This window comes from Burkholderia sp. BCC1047, assembly GCF_902833155.1.
In the GTDB taxonomy this organism is placed as follows: Bacteria; Pseudomonadota; Gammaproteobacteria; order Burkholderiales; family Burkholderiaceae; genus Burkholderia; species Burkholderia sola.
The window spans coordinates 19,209-40,182 of sequence record NZ_CADFEH010000020.1 but is presented as its reverse complement, the minus strand read 5'-3'; the positions used below and the strand labels follow the sequence as shown (position 1 = coordinate 40,182).

Here is a 20,974-nt window from a genome sequence, read left to right as displayed (position 1 = left end):
ATCAGTCGTTCTTTTCGCCCTTTCCAGCCGACTCGCCCGCGTCGTTCTTGTGGAAGATTCGCTTCGTCGTGCGCTTGGTGGCTTCCCAGCCTTCGCGCGACGCATGGGCGACCCCGTGCCCGACCGCCTTCGCGGCGCTCGCGGTCGCGTGGCCGAAGCTGCGTGCGGCCTCGCCGGTCTTGTGCGCGGCTTCCTTCGAATCGCGCTTGATGTCCTGCTTCACTTCCGACATGTCCGCGTGTGCGAGCGGGCTGAGCAGCGCCAGAACGAGCGCTGCGCCAATGAACTGACGAACTTTCACGACCGGTTTCCTTGAGGTAAGCCTCGTCATCGAGGATTCGTGTTGCCGGCAGGTGCCGGTTGAAGCGCGCCGGCGGCCGATGCGTCGAGCATCACCGCCGCGCGGCCGGACAGCAGCACGCGCTCGCCGCAGCGCAGCGCGAAGCCGTACAGCACCGAGCGGCCGTCGCCGCTGACGCGTTGCGCATCGACGGTGAGCGGCGCTTCGAACGTGTCGAGCCGGTCGACGAACGCGTCGACGTTGCGCACGCTCGCGAGATAGCCGACGCGCGGCCGTGCTTCGTGCGCGCCGAGCAGCGCGCCGTGCACGGCCATCGCCTGCGCCGCGTATTCGATCCCGCAAACCGACGCGAGCCGCCCGTGCGCGCGCAGCGGGTTGTGCGGATCGCGGTGGCTCGTCGCGGTGCAGCGGATTCGTTCGGCATCCCATGCATCGACCGAATCGAGCATGCACATCGCGCCGGCGTGCGGAACGTGCGCGGCAATCCACGCATGGTCGAGCGGCGGGGTCAATCCGACCGGTGCGGTCATCGCGCGCGCTCCGCGCAGGATTCGGAGATCGCGACGTCGACTTGCACGCGCGTATCGTCCAGGTAGTCGAGCACGACGCGCGTCGAGCGCCGCGCGGCGAGCGCATCAAGCAGCGGCAGCACGCGGGCGGCCGGATTGCCGGCGCGCAGCGCGTCGAGTCCGGCATGCGCGAGCGTCGTCGCGGGCGCATCGGTGAGCTGCACGTCGATGCGGGCGAGCGCGCGTTCGCTCGCTTCCGGCGCGAACACGAGCGCGACGCCGAATGCGTCGCCGATCGGCCGCACCGTGCGCAGCGGTTCCGGATAGTCGGTGTCGTACGCGATCAGCAGGCTCGGCACGCGATCGACGACGACCTGGCACAGGCTGTCGAGCAGGCCGGCGGCAAAGCTGCCGTCGTGCGCGCACAGCACGTTCGACGTCGCCGTCGCGCGGGTCGCGATGCTCCAGTAGCCGGCCGGCGCGTTGTGCACCGAATTGTGGAAGCGGGTCGGCGACAGCTGGCGATCGTCGCCGGCCAGCGTTTCGCAGATCGCGTGGCAGTTCTGGCCGTCGCCGCCGGACGCGCTGAACACGGTCGCGAGCGTCGCGGCGTCGCGGCCGCTCGCGGCCACCGCTTCGTGGCCGACCGCGAGCGCGGTGCGCACGACCGGGCCCGTGCGGCGCCGTTCGGCGGACGGCAGCCCGGCCGGCGGCGGCAGCTCGGTGCGGGCAGGCACGTAGGGCGCGCGGCCCGCGAGCACGTCGGCCGCGTGCGGCCAGTCGTTCAATCCCGGCCCGACGAGGCCGATGTTTTCGATGAAGGCGGTGAGCGTCATGGCGGGCCTCAACGGCGAGCGCGACCGGCCGCATGCTGGGCGCGGCCGAAGATCAGGCTGCAATTCGTGCCGCCGAAGCCGAACGAATTGGAGAGGACGGCGCGCACGCGCGTGTCGCGGCTCGCGAGCACGTAATCGGCTGCGAGCGCCGGGTCGGGCTGGGTCGTGTTGACGCCGGCCGGCACGAACTGCTCGCGCAGCGCGAGCGCCGCGACGATCGCCTCCAGCGCGCCGGCCGCGCCGAGCGTGTGGCCGGTCGCGCCCTTCGTCGAACTGCACGGCGTGCGGGCGAACAGCGCGCCGAGCGCGCGGCTTTCCGCCGCATCGTTGCTCGGCGTCGCGGTGCCGTGCAGGTTCACGTAGTCGATGTCGTGCGCGCCGAGGCTGGCGGAAGCGAGCGCCTGCTCGATCGCCGCGCGCGCGCCGAGCCCTTCCGGATGCGGCGACGACATGTGGTGCGCGTCGCTCGATTCGCCGATGCCGAGCAGCAGGATCGCGTCGCCGTCGAGCGCGGCGGGCGGCGCAGGGACGCGTTCGACGAGCGCGAACGCGGCGGCTTCGCCGATCGAGATGCCGTCGCGCGCGACGTCGAACGGCCGGCACGGCTCGCGCGACAGCAGTTCGAGCGAGTTGAAGCCGTACAGCGTGGTCAGGCACAGCGAATCGACGCCGCCGACGACGGCCGCGTCGATCAGCCCGGCCTCGATCATGCGGCGCGCGGAGCCGAACACCTTCGCACCCGACGAGCACGCAGACGAGATCGCCATCGCCGGTCCGCGCAGCGCGAAATACGCGCGCACGAACGCGGCCGGCGAATACGGGTTGTGCGTGTGCGCGTAGCGGAAATCGGCCGGCAGCGCGCCGCTCGTCGGGTCGCGGCGCTGATACGCGCGTTCGGTTTCGAGGATGCCGGCCGTGCTGGTGCCGACGAACACGCCGACGCGTGCGGCGCCGTAGCGTGCGACCGCCGCCGCGACGCGCGCGTCGAAGCCGTCCTGCGTCAGGCCGAGTTGCGCGAGGCGGTTGTTGCGGCATTCGAAGTCGGCGAGATCGGCGCGCACGGGCTGCGCATCGACACCGTCCACCGCGCCGATCCACGTGTCGAGATCCGCACGCTCGAAATTGCACGGCACGAGCCCGCCGCGGGCGTCGCGCAACGCATCGAGGGTCGCGTCGAGGCCGCGGCCGATGCAGCTGGTGGCGGTGAAGTGCGAGAGCAGGAGAGGGTTCACGAGGGTCGCATCCGGTGGCCGGAACGGGCGCTGCAGCAGGGCTGGCACGCGCGCCGTTCGCGGTCAGATTTTATCAAACGGGGGTGCCGGGACGCCCGGCTGGCCGGGTGGTTCGGGCGCCAGCGCCGCGCGCAGCGTGGTCCAGTGCAGCTGCGCGTCGGCGGCTGCGCGCAGCACCGCGGGCAGCACGTCGAGCACGACCGGTTCGCCGCGCGCATCGCGCGCCGCGTGACCATCGTGCACGAGCAGGATGTCGCGCGCGTCGAGCCCGTGCAGCAGGCGGCGCGTAACGGTCGCGGCGTCGTGTGCCCGCGTGTCGAAGCCGCGCCGCGTCCAGCTTGCCAGTTGCAGGCCGAATTCGCATAGCACCGGTTCGAGAAACGGATTGCGCAGGCCGGCCGGCGCGCGGAAGAACAGCGGGCGCGTGCCGGCGAGGTCGGTCAGCGTCTGCTGCGCGGCCGCGATCTCGCGGCGCAGCGCGGCCGGTCCCGACAGCGAGAACGTATGGCGGTGCCGCTGACTGTGATTCTCGATCGCATGGCCGCGCGCGACGATCGCCTCGATCCAGTGAGGATGGCGGCGCGCGAGATCGCCGATGCAGAAGAACGTCGCACGCGCGTCGTAACGGTCGAGCAGGTCGAGCACGCGCGGCGTGACGTCCGGGTCCGGGCCGTCGTCGATCGTCAGCGCGATGCGGCGGCCCGCGCCGGCCGGCAGGCGTGTCCAGTTCGGGCCGAGCAGCGTGCTGCGCGGCCACAGGCCGGCCGCGGTCAGCGCGAGATGCGACGCGACCACGCCGCCGACGGCCCACGGCCACGTGGCCGGTTGCGCGATCGCGGCCGCGGCCGCACCCGCGTGCAACGCGGCGGCGCCCGCGATCAGCGGCGTGGGTTTCCAGCGCCGCGTGGTGTCGGCGTGGCGTGGCGGAATCGACGACGGCGCATTCATGCGCGGCCTCCTTGTTCGCGATGGCCAACCGTCGTTGCGGCGCGCGGCGCGAGAATCGCCGCGAACGCGAGCGCGAGCATCGCGCCGGGGCCGACGGTCAGCCCGAAGGTTTCGAGCAGCGGCACGCGCGACAGCGCGAGCAGCCCGAAGCCGGCGACCGTCGCGAGGTTCGCGATCAGCAGCGACACGAGCGTGTACGGCGTGACGGGCTGCGCGTCGTCGCGCCGGCAGAAGAACAGCGCGTAGTTCGACCCGACCGCGACGATCAGCAGCATCCCGACGAGGTGCAGGATCGTCAGTGGCACGCCGGCGAGCGCGAAGCCGGCCGTCACGACCAGCACGGCCGCGACGAGCGGGGCGAGTGCGCGGGCGGCGCGGCGCGGCGAGCGCAGCGCGATCAGCAGCAGCATGGCGATCGCGGCGAATCCTGCGAGCGACAGCCGGAGGTCCTCGTGCACGTAGCTCACGTACAGGCGATCGGCTTCGGCCTTCATGTCGACGAATAGCGCATCGGGCACGCCCGCGCGCGCGACGGCGGCGCGAATCGGCGCGGCGTCGAGGCTCGACGTGGGCTGCTTCGCGCGCGTGGCGTCCGGCGCCCGCAGCGGCAGCATCGCGTTCCAGCGACCGTCGCGTTCGGTCAAGAGCGCATCGACGGCGAGCGCCATCGACGTGCCGCGCAGGTCCGCGCGAGTGAGCAGCGGCGCGTGGCGCGCGGCATCGACGTCGGCGAGGAACGGCGCGAACAGGTCGGGCTTCACCGCGATCGGCTGGTGCGCGACGGCCGAGCGCATCCGTGCGGCGAGCGCGTCCGCATCGGGCAGGCTCGCCTGGCGTGCGCGCTGCGCGGCATCGCTCGGCAGGTACCGGGCGGGGTTTTCGAAACCGCGGAGCGCGCCGCGGTCGACGAGCGGCTGCAACTGCGCGGCGATTTTTTCCGCACCTTCGAGCGCGGCCTGTTCGGTCGGCGCGGCGATCACGACGAGGTAGCGCACGTCGGGCGCGCCGACATCGGCGCGCAGCCGCGCGTCGAGCGCCTGCGCCGACGCAGGCACCGGGCTGAGCGCGGCGAGCTCGTGGCTCCACAGGCCGTCGCGATGCAGCGCGAGCGTCGCGCATGCGGCGAGCACGAGCACCGCGAGCGGCCAGCGCAGCCGCGGCGCGGCGTCGGCCGCGCGCGCGAGCACGGCGCCGACGCGCGAGACGTCGCGGATCGCGACACGCTCGCCGCGCAGGTGCGGCAGCACGAAGCGCGTGACCAGCGCGGCGGCCGTCAGCCCGACGATCGAATAGAGCCCGAGTTGCACGAGGCCCGGGAAGCCGGAGAACAGCATCGACGCGAAGCCGCACACGGACGTCAGCACGCCGAGCCGGATCGTCGGCCAGTATGCGGCGACCCATGCGCGCGTCGCGTTGGCCGGGCGCGCCGCGCCGCGCGTGCCGGCCTGCGCCGATTGCACGAACAGGTAGATCGAATAGTCGACGGCTTCGCCGATCAGCGTCGTCCCGAACCCGAGCGTCAGCCCGTGGACCGTGCCGAACGCGACGCCGACCGCCGCGATCCCGGCCGCGACGCCGGTCAGCACCGGCAGCAGGCCGAGCGCGAGCGTGCGCGGCGACCGGTACAGCGTGAGCAGCAGCGCGACGATCAGCACGATGCTCGCCGTCGACAACCGTTCGACGTCGTGCCGGATCGTATCGCGCGCGTCGACCGAGAACACGCCGGGGCCCGTCATCGCGAGCGTCGCGGCGTTTGCGTTCGGCACGGCCCGCGTCGCGGCCGCGAACGCGCGTCGCACGGCATCGATCGCGCGGGCTTGCGCGTCGGTATCGGAGCCGGCGGCGGCCGTCTGCACGACCAGCACCGCGCGTGTGCCGTCGCGCGACGCCCACACGCCGTCGCGGCTCGCCGGTTCGGCCGCGCTGTCGAGCCCGTCGACGAGCGCGGCGACTTCGCCGGTCGGGTCGCGCGGCAGCATCGTCTTCGCGACGAGGCCGGCCGACGAACCCAGCAGGTCGAGGCTGTCGCCGAGCGCCTGGTGCAGGCCGTCGGCGCTGAAGCGCTGCGGCGTGACGGCCGGGCTCAGCAGATAGCGATGGTCGAAGATGAATTGCCGGTCGCGCGCGTCGTTCGCGGCTTCGCCGTTGTGAACGGCCGCGAACTGCGGATCGGTGCGCAGCGTGCCGGCCACGCGCCGCGACAGCGCGGCGCGCGTGCGCGCGTCGCCGCCGTCGATCGCGACGAGGATCAGGCGCGACACGATGCCGTCGCGCAACTGGTCGACGAGCACGCGTTGCCCGGCGCTCGGCGCATTCGGCAGGAACGCGGACAGGTCGGCCGTGAAGTGCGCGCGCCCGATCGCGATGCCGCACGCGACGAGCGCGAGCAGCCATACGAGCACCGCGCGCTGCCGCCATGCGGGCACGCGGCGGGCGATGGGGGACGGGCGCGTACGATCGTCCATCAGTTCGCGTCCGCCGCGACGGGTTGCAGGCGCATCATCGAACGATCGCCGTCGGCCTGCCGGATAGCGACGCTGCGCAACACGTCGCGCGTGCCGTCGAGCGTGATCGTGCTGACGACCTTCAGCATCCGCGAATCGAGCGGCGTGAGCGTCAACGTCCAGTCGTCGCCGCGTCCGGACAGCGCGACCTTGTACACCTGTTCGAGCGCGAAGCGGTTGCCGGCCAGCGTCGCGCGGATGCTGTCGATGAACGCGCCGAGTTCCGGATAGCGCGCGAGCGCAAGCGTGTACTTGCGGTTGTTGCGTTCGACGGTGAGCATGTCGCCGTCGACGACGAGGTGTTCGGGCTTCGGGCTCAGCGTGTGTTTTTCCAGATGGTCGGGCGCGACGAACATCAGTTCACCCGACGATTCGATCGGCTGCGCGGCGATCGACAGGGTCTTCGTCTCGGTGAAGGTCGCGCGGCCCGACTTGTGCTGCGCGAGCGTCGACATCAGCCGGTCGAGGGTCCACGCCGAGCCGGCATCGGCTGCGTGTGCGGGCATGGCCAGCACGATCGCGGTGGCCGTGGCGGCGAGCACGCGCGCCACGCGGACGATGCGGTGCGACGAGAACGCGATCGGGAACGGAAACGGGCGGCGGCGAACGGCGGTCATGCGTCGGAATCCCTCGTGGCGGGCAGGTCGGTGCCGGCGTGCGCCACAGCGCGGCGCGCGGCCGCGGCATCGCCGCCCTTCCAGAAATCGAAATAGTTGAACCAGTTGTACGGCGCCATGCGGCAGTACTTGTCGAGCAGCGCGACGTAGCGCGCGAGCGCCGCATCGACCGCCGCCGCGCGCGTATCGCGCCGCACGTCGGAGAAATCGGCGAGCGTCTCGAAGTGCACGTCGTAGCGGTTGCCGTCGCGATAGAGGCCCGTCATGAAGATCACCGGGCGCTTCAGCATCGCGGCCATGTAAAGCGGCCCGAGCGGAAACGCGGCCGGCGCGCCGAGCAGCGGCACGCGCCGCAGCGACGCGGCCGCGTCGTCGAGCAGCGTGCGATCGGCGAGCATGCCGACCATGCAGTTCGCGTCGAGGCGCTCGCGCACCTTCAGCATCGAGTCGACCTGCCCGAGCGGAATCACCTCCGGCTGCGCGGCCGGATTCACCGCGGCGAGCGTCGCATTGATCTTGCGCGCGTTCTGCTCGTACATCGTGACGACCACGCGCAGGTCCGGACGCGTGCGGCCGATCGCGCGCACGACCTCGAAGCTGCCGAGGTGCGCGCCCATCAGGAATGCGCCGCGCCCATCCGCGAGCGCGGCGTCGACGAGCGTTTCGCCGTGCAGCCGGATGTCGAACAGGTCGAAGCGCCCGTTCATCAGGTAGACGCGATCGTGGATCGTCGCCGCGAACGTGAACACGTGCCGATACACGTCGCGCCAGCGCGCGGGGCGGCCGAGCACGCGGCGCAGGTAGTCGCGCGACGCCGCGCACGCGGCCGGCGAGAACAGCACGAAATACGTCGCGATCAGGTGCAGCACGATGCGCGCGCGCTGTCGGCCGAAGCGCAGCGAGATCCACGTCATCGCGCGCAGCAGGCTCGCATTGCTGCGCTCCTGGCGCTCGGCCCATGCGGTGCGCTTCATCGCTGCGCGCCGTCCTGCGCGGCCGGCGGTGCGGACAGCACGCCGGTCGCGACCTCGCGCGACCCGGCGCGCACCGTGAAGCGGATCGCGCCGCTGGCCGCGGCGTCGTATGCGAGCGCGAGCGGCTCGCCGGGCGCGACCGGGCTCAGGAATTTCGCGGATCCGAGCCGCCACGTGTGCAGCGGACGGTTCAGCGCCGCACCGATCGTGTGGATCGCGTGATCGAGCAGCACGACGCCCGGCACGACCGGATGGCCGGGGAAGTGGCCGGGCAGCGCGGGATGATCGGCGGCGATCGTGAACGCGAGCGCGGGTGGGCCGGCCGGGTCACGCTCGGCCGGCGGCGCGGCCGTTGCAGCCGTTGCGACCGTCGCGCGCGCATGCTGCGCGACGAGCGCGGCCAGCACGTCGCGCGGCAGCTTGCCCGTTTCGTTGCGCGGCAGCGCATCGACGAACGCGAGCGGGCGCGGCATGAACGCGGGATCGATCCGCTCGCGCAGCGCGCGTTGCAGATCGGCGGCCGCGAGCGTCGGCGCGACGACGAGCGCGACGAGCCGCGTGACCGGTTCGAGCGCCGTGTCGCCGTGCGCCGGCGCGGCTTCGTCGGGCATGAAGAACACGCCGTCGATCACTTGCGGGATCGCGTTGAGCTGATGGTTCAGGTACGCGAGCGACGTGCGCTTGCCGGCGATGTTGATGAGGTCGGCCTTGCGGCCGTGCAGCAGGAACCGGCCGTCGCCGAGCAGTTCGAGCGCATCGCCCATCGGCACCGGCGCCTCGACGTGGCCGCCCGATACCCACACGGTCGGCCCGCTGTCGTCGCCGCCCGGTGCGTCGCGTGCGTCGAGCCGGATATCCGGGAACAGCGCCCACGCCGCGCCTTGCGACGTGCGACGGGTCGCGATCTGGCCGGTCTCGGTGCTGCCGTAGATCTCGACGAGCGGCGCGCCGAGCGCGGCCTCGGCCTCGCACGCGAGCTTTTCCGACAGCGGCGCGGTAGCCGACAGCACGAGCGCCGCGCGCGGCAGCGTACGGCCGGCCGACAGCAGCGCACGCAGGTGGATCGGCGACGTGACGAGCACGCGCGGCTGCGGGATCGCGTCGAGTTCGTCGCGAATGTCGCCCGGGTAGAACGGCTGGCGGTTGCTGAACGCGAGGCCGCCGATCAGCGCGAGCAGCACCGTCGACTCGAAGCCGTACATGTGCTGCGCGGGCACCGTGCCGATCAGCGTGGCCGCGCGGCCGTCGAGCAGCCCGAGGCGATCGGCCGCCGCGCGCACGCAGCCGACCAGGAAGCCCCAGGTCTTGCGGTGTGGCACCGGCTGGCCGGTCGAGCCGGACGTGAACACGTAGGCCATGATCCGCGCGGCATCGATCTGCGGGACGGCGAACGGCGCGTCGCTCGCCGGTTCGCCGGGCGCGGCATCGGGATACGCGAAGCGCGGCAGGTCGATCGTGCAATCGGGCGCGTCGTGCAGGCAGAACGCGTCGGGTGCGAACGACGCGAGCTGGCGAACCATTTCCGGCGTGTGCGTCGACGGCAGCAGGCTGACCCTGCCGGCGACGAACGCCGCGCACAGGCTGACCGCGAAGCGATAGCGGTCGCGGCACACGTTGAACACGTGGCCGCCGGCGGGCAGCGCGGCGGCCACGCGCGCGACGTCGGCGACGAACGCGCGCACGGTGACGGGCGCGCCGTTGCGCCAGGCGATCGTCTGGTCCGGCGAGGAATGGAATACCAGCGGGTGAGTCGGCATAAATCGGTCAAGACGGAAACGGAGGCCGGCGCGGCCGCGGGGCCGCGCCGGTCATGAATTCATCGCGAGCCCTGCGATGCGTGGGTCGACGCGCGATACGCGCGCACCGCGTCGACCATCCGCGGCCGCGGCTCGTGCGGCAGCGCGAAACGCCGGCACGCATGCTCGGCCGCGAACATCACGGCGACGAGCGGCAGCGACAGATAGTTCGCGAAGGTCGACCATGTGACGATCGACGCGGTCGCGAACAGCAGTGTCGACACGGCGACGATCGCGACGAAGAACAGCGTCCACGCGAGCGTGATCCGCCGCGTGTAGCGCGCGACGGCCGGCGTGACCGTGCCGTGGATCATCGCCGCGAAGCGCGTGCACAGCGGCACCTCGCCGGCCACGAGCGTGCGGCCGAACAGCAGCGCCATCGCGACGTTGAAGCTCGCGTGCTCCAGATACAGGCCCCATTCGAAGTGCTGCGCGAGCGGCGCGCGCGCCGCCCACAGCGCGGCGGCAACCAGCAGCCAGGCCGGCACGAACCACGCGCGCCGTGGCGAGCGCAGCGCCGCGCCCAGCGCGAGCAGCAGCGGCGGCACGAGCGCCATCGCGAGACCGAAGCCGTGCGCGCCGGATGTCGCGCTCGCGTAGTGCGCGCCGGCCTGGTAGGCGGCCACGGCGCCGACTGCGGCGACACCGCGCACGACGGCCAGCAGCCGGCTCATCGGCGGCCTCCGGGCGCGCGGCGCGCGCAGTGGTCGGCGGCCGGGCTGCAGCGGCTGACGGGCGGGCGAACCGGAACGGCGCGCAAGGGCGGATGCGGCATGACTGGAAACATCGGGCGGATCGTGGACGGACGCGGGGCGGGCCGTCAAACATCATATGAATGGTGGCCGGGACGCGGGTCCGGGCCGCTGGTCGGGCACGCTCATTTTAGGGCCGCGGCCGCGCGGGTTCGGGGCGGCGGCGGCCGGGTTTTGTAACGGATTGTATGGCACCGGACGAACGATTTCGCGGGGTCGGTCCATTTCCATCCAAAGCGGCTCAAGCGTCTCGTGCGTTCGCGCCCGAAACGGGCCGCGGCGATGGCTCGCCAGTCTTGTAACCATTCGCGGTATACGACCCGATACCCTTCCTCTAGAATCCGCGTAACTTTTACAAACGATCCCCAACGACGCAGGCGGGGAAGCCGGCAGATGCCGGAGGGACGGAGATTTCGCACGCGCCGGGCGTGCCCGACGGTTGCCGTTTCCGCGCACCTCCCGCTGCCATGGGCCGCCTGCACGCACCCATGATGAACGCACTGGAACAAGAGCTCGCCACGCTGATCATCGGCGAATTGAATCTCGACGACGTCCCGCTCGACACAGTGACGGCCGACATGCCGCTGTATGGCGAAGGTTTCGGGCTCGACTCCATCGACATCCTGGAAATCGCGCTGCTGATTTCGAAGAAATACGGCTTCGAACTGCGCTCGGACAATCCGGACAACCAAAAGATCTTTGCGACGCTCGGTGCGCTGGCGGCCTATGTCGCCGCGCATCGCACGAAGTGACGGCGGCGCTCGACGGACGACGCGGCCGCGTCGATCGAGGTGACAACGCGATGAACGGAGCCATTCGATGCGGGCGCTCGTGACGGGCGGCAGCGGCGCACTCGGGCAGGCAATCTGCACGGCGCTCGCGCAGGCCGGCCATGAAGTGTGGGTGCAGGCGAACCGCCATCTCGCGCAGGCGGAGGCCGTCGCGCAGCAGATCGTCGCGGCCGGCGGCGCCGCGCACGCGATCGCGTTCGACGTGACCGATGCCGATGCGACGCTCGCCGCGCTGCAGCCGTTCATCGACGATGCGCCGGTGCAGATCCTCGTCAACAACGCGGGCATTCACGACGACGCGCCGATGGCCGGCATGTCGCGCCGGCAATGGCACAGCGTGATCGACGTGACGCTCAACGGCTTTTTCAACGTCACGCAGCCGCTGCTGCTGCCGATGATCCGTACGCGGCGCGGCCGGATCGTCAACATCGCGTCGGTGGCCGGCGTGACCGGCAATCGCGGGCAGGCCAACTACGCGGCCGCGAAGGCGGGGCTGATCGGCGCGACGAAGTCGCTGTCGCTGGAGCTCGCGTCGCGCGGCATTACCGTGAACGCGGTGGCGCCCGGCATCATCGCGTCGCCGATGGCCGAGCACGCGTTTCCCGCCGAACGCATCAAGCAGCTCGTGCCCGCGCAGCGCGCGGGCCGGCCCGACGAAGTCGCGGCGATGGTCGCGTACCTGGTGTCCGACGCCGCGGCCTATGTGACGGGGCAGGTGTTGTCGGTCAACGGCGGGCTCGCGTGACGAAGCGCGCCGCGTTGGCCTGACGTAATGCAACGCGGTGCAGTGCCGCGTGGTCGCGCGGCCTGCGCCGCATAGTGAGGAAATCGAAGTGTCCGTGCATCCAGCCCACGCCGAACGGCGCCCAAGTTCGCCGTTGCCCGCCGCCCCGGCGTTCGCGCACGTCGGCGGCCGCGCACTGCGGCTCGTCCAGATGAGCGATGCGCGGCTCGTCGCGCTGCTGCACGACGCGCGCAGCCGGGGCGATGGACTCGATCGCGTGTTTCCCGGCGCGCTGGGTGCGGTGTGCATCGGCGCACCGGGCACGCAGCACGCGTCGCGCGCGCAGGCGCTGGCGCGGATGCTGACCGATGCCGCGCCCGACCTGCCGGTCGCACCGGTGCAGATGACGCTGCTCGGTGCCGAAGCCGCACCGGGCGTTGCCGTCTGCGAACTGTGGCAATGCGATGCGCACGACCTGCGCAGCGAACGGCGCGGTGCGCTGCACTACCGCTACAGCGAAACGGCGGGGCTCGTGTTCGGCAGCCTCGTCGTGCACGAGACGGACGCGGCGTACGACGCGCCGCACGACGGCGGCACGCCGCTCGAACGCGCGACATTCGACGCGTACCGCGCGCTGTTCGACCTGCTCGATACGCTCGGCACGCCGCATCCGCTGCGGATCTGGAACACCGTGCCGGCGATCAACGCGGTGCAGCGCGGGATCGAGCGCTATCGTCAGTTCAATATCGGCCGTCAGCGTGCGTTCGATGCGTGCCGACGCGCGCTCACGGGCAGCGTGCCGGCCGCGTGCGCGCTCGGTTCGGTCATGCCGGTCGCGGGCGAAGCATCGCCGGCCGCGCCGCTCGCGATTCATTTCCTCGCGAGCCGCACGCCGGCCGATTCCATCGAGAATCCGCGTCAGGTCAGCGCGTATCACTATCCGGCGCAGTACGGCCCGCGTGCGCCGACGTTCGCGCGCGCGGCCGCGTGGGCCGACGACCATGCGGCGCCGGTGCTGTTCGTCTCGGGCACCGCGAGCATCGTCGGGCACCGTACCGTGCATCGCGGCGACGTCGTCGCGCAGACGCGCGAGACGGTCGCGAATCTCGCGGCCGTGCTCGAGCAGGCCGCGCGGCAGGGGCACGGCCCGTTCTCGCTCGCCGACCTGAACTATCGCGTCTACGTGCGCGACGCCGGCGACACCGCGGCGCTGGCCGCGATCGATCGCGTGCTGCGCGACGCGGCCGGTCCTCACGTTCGGCCGCTGTTCGTGCATGCGGACGTGTGTCGCGACGACCTGCTGGTCGAGATCGAGGCCAGCGCCGGTCATGCGATGGAGTGGCTGTCATGAAGCGCGAGCGCCTCGCGATCGGGCAGCCGGCCGGGCCTGCGGCCGGCGTCGACGACGCGTGCCGGCGTTCGTCGGCAAGTCATACACTTTTGTCAGGCTCCCCGTCTTCCCCATCGGCTGTTCCCATGTCCAAGCTGCACGCGTCGTCCACCCATCTCGTCCTGATTCCGAGCTACAACCCGGGCGCCAAGGTCGACACGACCGTGCGCAATGCCCGCGCGCAATGGAATCCGGTGTGGGTCGTCGTCGACGGCAGCACCGACGGCAGCGCCGAACGGCTGCAGGCGATGGCCGGGCGCGATCCCGGCCTGCGCGTGATCGTGCTGCCGGAGAATCGCGGCAAGGGCGCCGCGGTGCTCGCGGGGCTCGACGCGGCGGCCGCGAGCGGCTTCACGCACGTGCTGACGATGGATTCCGACGGCCAGCATCCGGCCGACCTGATTCCCGCGTTCATGGCGGCGTCGCTGGCCGCGCCCGACGCGATGGTGCTCGGCGTGCCGAAGTTCGACGCGAGCGCGCCGCAGTTGCGCGTGCAGGGGCGCCGGCTGTCGAACGCGTGGGCCGACCTCGAGACGCTGTGGGCCGGGATCGGCGATTCGCTGTACGGCTTCCGCGTGTATCCGGTCGCGCCGCTGGCCGCGATCATGCGGCGCCAGCCGTGGATGCGCGGCTTCGACTTCGATCCCGAAGCGGCCGTGCGGCTGTGCTGGGCCGGCGTGCGCCCGATCCGCATCGACGCGCCGGTGCGCTATTTCGGCCGCCACGAAGGCGGCGTGTCGCATTTTCACTACGGCCGCGACAACGCGCTGCTTGCGTGGATGCACTTGCGCCTGTTCGCCGGCTTCGCGATGCGGCTGCCGATGCTGGTCGCGCGCCGCCTGGCGCGGCGCCGCGACCGGACGGCCTGAGCGAAGGCCGGTCCGCTTTCGTTGCCGGCCACCGCGCCGGGCGCGGCGATTGCCATGCTTTTCGTCGTCAATCCGGGGCCGGATCGCCGCGTCATGTCAATCCGCTGAGTAATGAGCGTGTCATCCGATGTAAACAACTGGTAATTTTCTGCCGGATTATGCAAAATCGCCGCTCCCAAATACAACTATCGAGGGATTCCGGGATGCAACTCAAGAAAGCGGTGGCGGCGTGTGGCGTGGCGTTTCTGTTGAGCGCGTGCGGCGGGGTGCAGAGCCTTGACGCGAACAGCCTGACGTCGGCGGGGACCAACCTGTACAAGGCGGCGACGCTGTCGGACAGCGACATCGCCGCGCTGTCGAACGAGTCGTGCAAGTCGAGCGACGCCGAATCGAAGATCGCCGCGCCGAACAGCGCGTACGCGAAGCGCCTGACGAAGGTGATGAAGGGCTTCGGCGACATGACGCTGAACGGCCAGAAGATCAACTACAAGGTCTACATGACCAAGGACGTCAACGCGTGGGCGATGGGCAACGGTTGCGTGCGCGTGTACAGCGGCCTGATGGACATGATGAACGACGACGAGCTGCGCGGCGTGATCGGCCATGAAATGGGCCACGTCGCACTCGGTCACTCGAAGAAGGCGATGCAGACGGCATACGCGGTGAGCGCGGCACGCACCGCGGCCGGCGCGGCATCGCCGGGCGTGGCGGCGCTGACGAGCTCGCAGCTCGGCGACATCACCGAGAAGTTCATCAACGCGCAGTTCTCGCAGACGCAGGAAAGCGCGGCCGACGACTACTCGTTCGACCTGATGAAGCAGAAGAGCATGAACCAGAAGGGCCTCGTCACCGCGTTCCAGAAGCTCGCGCAACTGGACGGCGGCAAGAGCTCGATGATGAGCTCGCACCCGTCGTCGTCGAGCCGTGCGCAGCACATCCAGGATCGCATCGCGAAGGGCAGCTGATCGCACGACGAATCGCCGGCCGTCCGCGCCGGCGATCGGCAAGCGACATGAAAAACCCCACGCCCGTTGTTCGGGCGTGGGGTTTTGTCTTTGGGGCCTACCTGCGCCGCTTACGGCACCATCCCCGGCAGCACGTACGCCTGCACGAGCGTGATCAGCCCGACGATCACCGCGAACAGCAGGCTGTGCCGCACCGTGAAGCGGAACAGCTCCGATTCCTTGCCGACGAGGCCCGTCGCCGCGCACGCGACCGCGATCGATTGCGGCGAGATCATCTTCGCGGTCACGCCGCCCGTCGTGTTCGCGGCGACCGCGAGCGTTTCGGGCACGCCGAGCTGATGCGCGGTGGCCTGCTGCAGCGAGCAGAACAGCGCGTTCGACGACGTGTCCGAGCCGGTCAGGAACACGCCGAGCCAGCCGAGGAACGGCGAGAAGAACGGGAACGCGCCGCCGGTCGCGGCCAGCATCAGCGCGAGCGTCGACGACATCCCCGAGTAGTTCGCGACGAACGCGAACGCTAGCACGAGGCCGATCGACAGGATCGGGCGCGTCAGTTCCTTCAGCGTCTCGCCGAACGTGACGAGCGCGTCGCGCGGCTTCATCCGCAACAGTGCCATCGAGATCAATGCGGTCACGAGGATCGCGCTGCCGACCGCCGACACGAGATCGAGCTTCAGCACCGCGTCGAGCGCCTTCGGCGTCGCGGCGATCGGCGCGGTCTTCACGACGAGCTGGTCGAGCCCGGCCACGTGAAACTTCAGCATGGTCGACGCGAGCGCGCCGTGCGCGGCGAACAGCGCCTTGAACGGCGCGATGCTCCACACGGTGACGACGGCCGTCAGGATCAGGAACGGCGACCACGCGCGCACGGTTTGCGCGAGCGTGTACGGCGACGCCTGGCGGCTCGTGCCCGCTCCGTTGCCGCCCGCGCCGAAGCCGGCGAGCGCCGCGCTGCCGCCGGACGCGACGATGCCGCCGGCCGTCTGCTTCGCGCTGCTCGGCTGCCAGACCTTCAGGAACGCGGCGAGCGACACGAGGCTGACGAGCGACGACGTGATGTCCGGCAGCTCGGGCCCGATGTGGTTCGACGTGAAGTACTGAGTCACCGCGAAGCTGCCGCCCGCGACGAGCGCGGCCGGCCACGTCTGCCGTACGCCGCGCAGCCCGTCCATCATGAACACGAGCCAGAACGGCACCGCGAGCGACAGCAGCGGCAGCTGACGGCCGGCCATCGCGCCGATGTGGAACGCGTCGATGCCCGTCACCTGCCCGGCGACGATGATCGGAATGCCCATCGCGCCGAACGCGACCGGCGCGGTGTTTGCAATCAGACACAGTCCGGCCGCATGCAGCGGCTTGAAGCCGAGGCCGACCAGCAGCGCGGCCGTGATCGCGACGGGCGCGCCGAAGCCGGCCGCGCCTTCGAGAAACGCACCGAACGAGAAGCCGATCAGCAGCATCTGCAGCCGCTGGTCGTCGGTGATCGACAGCACCGACGCGCGGATGACGTCGAACTGGCCGGTCTTCACGACGATCTTGTACAGGAACACCGCCGCGACGATGATCCACGCGATCGGCCACAGGCCGTACGCGAAGCCGAAGCCGGCCGCCGCGAGCGCCTGCGGCACGGGCATGCCGTACGCGACGATCGCGACGCCGAGCGCCAGCAGCAGCGTGATCGCGGCCGCGACGTGGCCCTTCATCCGCAACGCGGCGAGCGCGACGAAAAAGAAGATGATCGGAATCGCGGCGACGAGTGCCGACAGCCCGAGGCTGCCGAGCGGGGTGTAGATCTGGTGCCAAACCTGCATGGTTGTCTCCTCCATGGATTTATCGGGGTACGGGTTTGAAAGCGGATGTGCTATTCAGGCTGGCCGCGGGCGCGCAGCAGATCGGACAGGCTGCGCGGCGCCGGTTCGAGCGGCGTGCGGTGCTGCGTCCAGCCCAGTTGTTTCGCCGGCGTGAGCGCCCGCAGGCGCGTCGCGGCCCAGCGGAACGCGCGGTACGCGCGCGGATGCGCGAACGCGCCCGACCAGAAGCGCCACACGAGTTCTTCCGTGCGGTGGTAGTTCGCGCCCTGGCCGCGCAACGGATGCGCGACCGGTTCGTCGGGCTTGCGGTTCGCTTCGGTGCGCAGCCGCACGAGCAATTGCGGGATCGGGATGCGCACCGGACACACCTCGCCGCATGCGCCGCACAGCGTCGATGCGGTCGGCAGGTCGGCCGTCGCGTCGAGGCCGAGCAGGTGCGGCGAGATGATCTTGCCGATCGGGCCCGGGTAGGTCGTGCCGTATGCGTGGCCGCCGATGCGCGTATAGACGGGGCAGTGATTCATGCACGCGCCGCAGCGGATGCATTGCAGCGTCGCGCGCAACTGTTCGTCCGCGTACGCCTGCGTGCGGCCGTTGTCGAGCAGCACGAGATGCAGCTCGCGCGGGCCGTCGCGTTCGCCGTCGCGGCGCGGGCCCGAGATCAGGTTGAAGTAGGTCGTGATCGCCTGGCCGGTGGCGGAGCGCGTGAGCAGGCTCGACAGCGGCACGATGTGCTCGAGCTTCTCGACGACCTTCTCGATCCCCATGATCGCCACGTGCGTGTCGGGCACCGTCGTTGACAGGCGGCCGTTGCCTTCGTTCTCGACGAGCCACAGCGTGCCCGTGTCGGCCGCCGCGAAATTGACGCCGGACAGGCCGATCTCCGCTTCCGCGAACGCGCGGCGCAGCGCGCGCCGGCCGGTCTGGATCAGCTCGTCGACGTCTTCCGTGTAGCGCGTGCCCGGGAGGTGCGCCTCGAACAGTTCGGCGATGTCGGCGCGCGTCTTGTGGATCGCCGGCATCACGATGTGCGACGGCTTCTCGCCCGCGAGCTGCACGATGAATTCGCCCATGTCGGATTCGATGCAGTCGACCCCGTGCTCCGCGAGGTAATGATTCAGCTCGATTTCCTCGCTCGCCATCGACTTGCCCTTGATCACGCGGCGCGCCTTCTTCGCCTGCGCGATGCCGAGCACGATCGCGTTCGCGTCGGCGGCCGTCTCGGCCCAGTGCACGTGCACGCCGGCTGCGGTGAGCTTCGTCTCCAGCCGCTCGAGCAGCGCGGGCAGCTGCGCGAGCGCGTGCTGCCGGACGGCTTCGCCGAGATCGCGCAACTGCTGCAGCTCGGCGTCGTCGGGGAATTGCGTCGCGCGCTTGCCTTGCAGGAAGTCCATCGCGCCGCGAAAGCTCCGGCGCAGCGCCGGATCGTCGAGCGCGGCGCGCGCACGGGTCTTGAAGTCGCCGGGGGCGACGAATTGCAGCGTGTGGTCGCTCATCGCGGCAGGTCCTCGCAAGCGGGGGCGGCCGGCGGCGCGGCCGAATCGGTGACGATCACGACCCACAGGCGGCGCGGGCCGTGCGCGCCATAGGCGAGCGTCTGCTGGATGTCGGACGTCTTCGACGGGCCCGACACCAGCACGAGGTTGGTCGGCATGCCGGCTGGCCAGCGCTCCGCGTGCACGGCGGCGTGCAGGTCCGCATGCAGCGTGCTTGCATGCACGAGCGCGACGTGCAGCGGCGGCACCAGCGATACCGTGCGCGGGGTGCCGGCATCGGGCGCGAGCACCAGGGTGCCGGTGGCCGCGATGCCCGAGCGTGCGACGGTGAAGCCCGCGTCGATCGTGTCGAACAGTTCGGTTTTCCACGCGTCGATCGGCCGGTCGAACGGCACCGGCGCGACCGTGTCGGGCAGCGCGCGGGCGAGCGCCGTGGATTCGGCGCGGGCCGGATCGAGCAGCAAGCGGCGCACGCCGGCGTCGGCCAGACGTGCGGCGAGCTGCGCGGGCCATGCGTCGGCGGTTGCGCACCAGACTTCGGCGTGCGACGCGGCGAGCGCCGTCTGCATCGCCTGCACGCGTGCATCGGCGGCGGGGCCGGCCGATGCACGGCGCGTGTCGTAATGCGCGTCGATGCGCGCATCGAGCGCCGGCGCGGCGTTCGTCGCGACGCCCGGTGCGGCGGCGCGCAGCCGCGCGAGGATCGCGTCGCGCGCGCTCATTTCGACGCTCCGCGCAGCGAGCCGGCGCCGGCCGTGCGGCGCCACAGGAAGCTCGCGAGATGTTCGACGGGCAGCGCCGCGCCGGCCTTGGCCGCGGCGTGGCCGATGTTCAGCAGGCAGCCGCAGTCGGCCGACACGAGCCGGTCGCAGCCGGTCGCGCACGCCGACGCGACCTTGTCGCGCACCATCGCGCCGGAGATGTCCGGATGCTTCAGCGAGAACGTGCCGCCGAAGCCGCAGCATTCGGATTCGCGTTCGTGTTCGATGCGCGTCACGCCCGGCAGCGCGTCGACGAGCGCGACGCCGTGCACGCGCGTGCCCATCTCGCGCCGTGCCGCGCACGACGTGTGCAGCACGACGCGTTCGTCGGGTCCGGCGTCGGCCATGACCCCGTCGAGCTGCACGTCGAGCACGTGGACGAGGAATTCGGCGAGTTCGTAGGTCCGCTCCGCGACCGCGCGTGCTGTCGGGCCGTGAACGGGATCGTCGGCGAACAGCGCCGGCCAATGGTGCCGGATCATGCCCGCGCACGAACCGGACGGCACGATCACCGGCCACGGTTGCGCGAACAGGTCGAGCTGCGCGGCCGCGACGCGGCGCGCTTCGTCGGGATTGCCGCTGCTGTAGGCCGGCTGCCCGCAACAGCTCTGGCCGCGCGGATAGTGGACGGTCAGGCCCTCGCGTTCCAGCAGGCGGACCGCGTCGAGCCCCGCTTCGGGGACGAACAGGTCGACCAGGCAGGTCGCGAACAGATAGACGTGCGCGGGGGCGGTGGGGTACGGCCGTGGGTTCATGTCTCGCTCCAGAGGTGACGGCCCGGCGTGCGGAGCGTCGATTTCGCTGCATAATTCCCCCGTCCGCGCCGCAGCTCAAATTGGTTGGGCCAATCGGGGTGGCACGCATTCCGCGGGGAGACGCGACGATGGCGGCGATGACGGCACGGGGCCGGACCGAAGTGGTGATGCGCAAGATCGAGACGGCGCTGCTCGACGGCACGTGGCCGGCCGGCGCGCGGCTGCCGGCCGAACGCGTGCTCGCGCAGCAGTACGGCGTCGCGCGCAATACGGTGCGCGAGGCGACCCAGCGGCTCGTCGCGCGCGGGCTGCTGCAGAGCCGGCGCGGCGCGGGCGTCTACGTGACCGACCAGTTGCGCGCCGGCATCGCGTCGCCGTGGGGCCAACTGGTCGCCGATCATCCGGCGCTGCGCGACGACATCCTCGAATTCCGCCGCGTGCTGGAAGGCGCGACCGCCTATTTCGCCGCGCTGCGCGCCGATGCGAACGACCGGCGCCGGATTCGCGCGCTGCTGCGCGAGCTCGAAACCGCGCACGCGAACGACGATGCGGCCGTCGAAGCCGCGACCGATGCGAAGCTGCACGAGGCGATCGCGCTCGCGTCGCACAACACGATGTTCCTGCATCTGCATACGAGCGTGATCGGAATGTTGCGCGAGCACATTTCGATCAACGTGGCCGGAATGACGATGGTGGACGAGCAGGCATCCGAGTTGCTCTTGTTGCAGCACCGGGTGGTGTGCGACGCGATTTGCGCGCACCGCCCCGAAGAGGCGCGCACCGCGATGCAGACGCATATCGACTACGTGCGCAGCCATTTCGAGCGCAGCGGCGATGCGTCATGAGATTGGTCGGACCAGCGGCTGCGATGGCCTGCGGGGCCGGCCCAATTGACCGGTTCGTCGGGCGCCCACTAGAATCGGTCGCAACCCCTTGTCAGCCG

General features: G+C 71.0%; 20 protein-coding genes. 6 read left to right on the top strand and 14 right to left on the bottom strand.

The window, feature by feature from the left end:
* Position 1 precedes the first annotated feature (1 nt).
* The 10 genes from HWX55_RS20655 to HWX55_RS20610 form a co-directional block, all read right to left on the bottom strand.
* Entirely contained in the window at positions 2–331 is a 330-nt protein-coding gene (locus HWX55_RS20655; RefSeq protein WP_175977104.1) for a hypothetical protein, read from the bottom strand.
* Entirely contained in the window at positions 328–831 is a 504-nt protein-coding gene (locus HWX55_RS20650) for a hotdog family protein (RefSeq protein WP_175977103.1), read from the bottom strand. Before HWX55_RS20650 ends, HWX55_RS20655 begins: the two co-directional genes overlap by 4 nt.
* Complete coding sequence (locus HWX55_RS20645) at positions 828–1,646, bottom strand: beta-ketoacyl synthase chain length factor (RefSeq protein ID WP_175977102.1); 819 nt, start codon at positions 1,644–1,646, stop codon at positions 828–830. Before HWX55_RS20645 ends, HWX55_RS20650 begins: the two co-directional genes overlap by 4 nt.
* An 8-nt stretch (positions 1,647–1,654) precedes the next feature.
* A complete protein-coding gene (locus HWX55_RS20640) occupies positions 1,655–2,878 on the bottom strand; it encodes a beta-ketoacyl-[acyl-carrier-protein] synthase family protein (RefSeq protein ID WP_175977101.1) in 1,224 nt (407 codons plus the stop codon).
* A gap of 63 nt (positions 2,879–2,941) precedes the next feature.
* On the bottom strand, positions 2,942–3,826 hold the full coding sequence (locus HWX55_RS20635) for a polysaccharide deacetylase family protein (protein ID WP_175977100.1): 885 nt from the start codon (positions 3,824–3,826) through the stop codon (positions 2,942–2,944).
* On the bottom strand, positions 3,823–6,291 hold the full coding sequence (locus HWX55_RS20630) for an MMPL family transporter (RefSeq protein WP_175977099.1): 2,469 nt from the start codon (positions 6,289–6,291) through the stop codon (positions 3,823–3,825). The genes HWX55_RS20635 and HWX55_RS20630 overlap by 4 nt, the downstream gene beginning before the upstream one ends.
* Positions 6,291–6,947, bottom strand: coding sequence for an outer membrane lipoprotein carrier protein LolA (locus tag HWX55_RS20625; RefSeq protein WP_175977098.1), 657 nt, complete (start codon positions 6,945–6,947; stop codon positions 6,291–6,293). The genes HWX55_RS20630 and HWX55_RS20625 overlap by 1 nt, the downstream gene beginning before the upstream one ends.
* The gene (locus tag HWX55_RS20620) at positions 6,944–7,921 is read right to left on the bottom strand and encodes an acyl-CoA synthetase (protein WP_175977097.1); all 978 of its coding nucleotides are present in this window, start codon (positions 7,919–7,921) and stop codon (positions 6,944–6,946) included. Before HWX55_RS20620 ends, HWX55_RS20625 begins: the two co-directional genes overlap by 4 nt.
* Positions 7,918–9,678 (bottom strand): acyl-CoA synthetase family protein, encoded by a 1,761-nt coding sequence (locus HWX55_RS20615; protein WP_175977096.1) that lies wholly within the window; start codon positions 9,676–9,678, stop codon positions 7,918–7,920. The genes HWX55_RS20620 and HWX55_RS20615 overlap by 4 nt, the downstream gene beginning before the upstream one ends.
* 59 nt (positions 9,679–9,737) lie before the next feature.
* Positions 9,738–10,391: a hypothetical protein gene (locus HWX55_RS20610; protein ID WP_175977095.1), complete on the bottom strand. Its 654-nt coding sequence runs from the start codon at positions 10,389–10,391 to the stop codon at positions 9,738–9,740.
* Between the two features lie 545 nt (positions 10,392–10,936).
* Here HWX55_RS20610 and HWX55_RS20605 point away from each other — a divergent pair.
* From HWX55_RS20605 to HWX55_RS20585, 5 genes are all read left to right on the top strand, one after another.
* The gene (locus HWX55_RS20605; RefSeq protein WP_080334357.1) at positions 10,937–11,221 is read left to right on the top strand and encodes a phosphopantetheine-binding protein; all 285 of its coding nucleotides are present in this window, start codon (positions 10,937–10,939) and stop codon (positions 11,219–11,221) included.
* Between the two features lie 67 nt (positions 11,222–11,288).
* The gene (gene fabG / locus HWX55_RS20600) at positions 11,289–12,005 is read left to right on the top strand and encodes a 3-oxoacyl-ACP reductase FabG (RefSeq protein WP_050016689.1); all 717 of its coding nucleotides are present in this window, start codon (positions 11,289–11,291) and stop codon (positions 12,003–12,005) included.
* A gap of 37 nt (positions 12,006–12,042) precedes the next feature.
* Entirely contained in the window at positions 12,043–13,335 is a 1,293-nt protein-coding gene (locus HWX55_RS20595; RefSeq protein ID WP_175977094.1) for an endoribonuclease L-PSP, read from the top strand.
* A 125-nt stretch (positions 13,336–13,460) separates the two neighbouring features.
* Positions 13,461–14,243, top strand: coding sequence for a glycosyltransferase family 2 protein (locus HWX55_RS20590; protein WP_175977093.1), 783 nt, complete (start codon positions 13,461–13,463; stop codon positions 14,241–14,243).
* Positions 14,244–14,446: 203 nt separating this feature from the next.
* Complete coding sequence (locus HWX55_RS20585) at positions 14,447–15,208, top strand: M48 family metalloprotease (protein ID WP_050016683.1); 762 nt, start codon at positions 14,447–14,449, stop codon at positions 15,206–15,208.
* A 110-nt stretch (positions 15,209–15,318) separates the two neighbouring features.
* Here HWX55_RS20585 and HWX55_RS20580 read toward each other — a convergent pair whose 3' ends face one another.
* From HWX55_RS20580 to HWX55_RS20565, 4 genes are read right to left on the bottom strand one after another with little or no spacing between them, the layout of a single operon-like run.
* On the bottom strand, positions 15,319–17,019 hold the full coding sequence (locus tag HWX55_RS20580; protein ID WP_175977092.1) for a lactate permease LctP family transporter: 1,701 nt from the start codon (positions 17,017–17,019) through the stop codon (positions 15,319–15,321).
* A 50-nt stretch (positions 17,020–17,069) separates the two neighbouring features.
* Positions 17,070–18,515 carry a LutB/LldF family L-lactate oxidation iron-sulfur protein gene (locus tag HWX55_RS20575; protein WP_175977091.1) on the bottom strand — a complete coding sequence of 482 codons (1,446 nt, stop codon included), beginning with the start codon at positions 18,513–18,515 and terminating at the stop codon, positions 17,070–17,072.
* Positions 18,512–19,237, bottom strand: a complete 726-nt coding sequence (locus tag HWX55_RS20570; RefSeq protein WP_175977090.1) for a lactate utilization protein C — start codon at positions 19,235–19,237, stop codon at positions 18,512–18,514. The genes HWX55_RS20575 and HWX55_RS20570 overlap by 4 nt, the downstream gene beginning before the upstream one ends.
* Positions 19,234–20,031, bottom strand: a complete 798-nt coding sequence (locus HWX55_RS20565) for a (Fe-S)-binding protein (protein ID WP_175977089.1) — start codon at positions 20,029–20,031, stop codon at positions 19,234–19,236. The genes HWX55_RS20570 and HWX55_RS20565 overlap by 4 nt, the downstream gene beginning before the upstream one ends.
* 128 nt (positions 20,032–20,159) lie before the next feature.
* Between HWX55_RS20565 and HWX55_RS20560 the strand changes: the two genes are divergently transcribed.
* Positions 20,160–20,876, top strand: a complete 717-nt coding sequence (locus tag HWX55_RS20560; RefSeq protein WP_175977088.1) for a FadR/GntR family transcriptional regulator — start codon at positions 20,160–20,162, stop codon at positions 20,874–20,876.
* Positions 20,877–20,974: the final 98 nt, after the last annotated feature.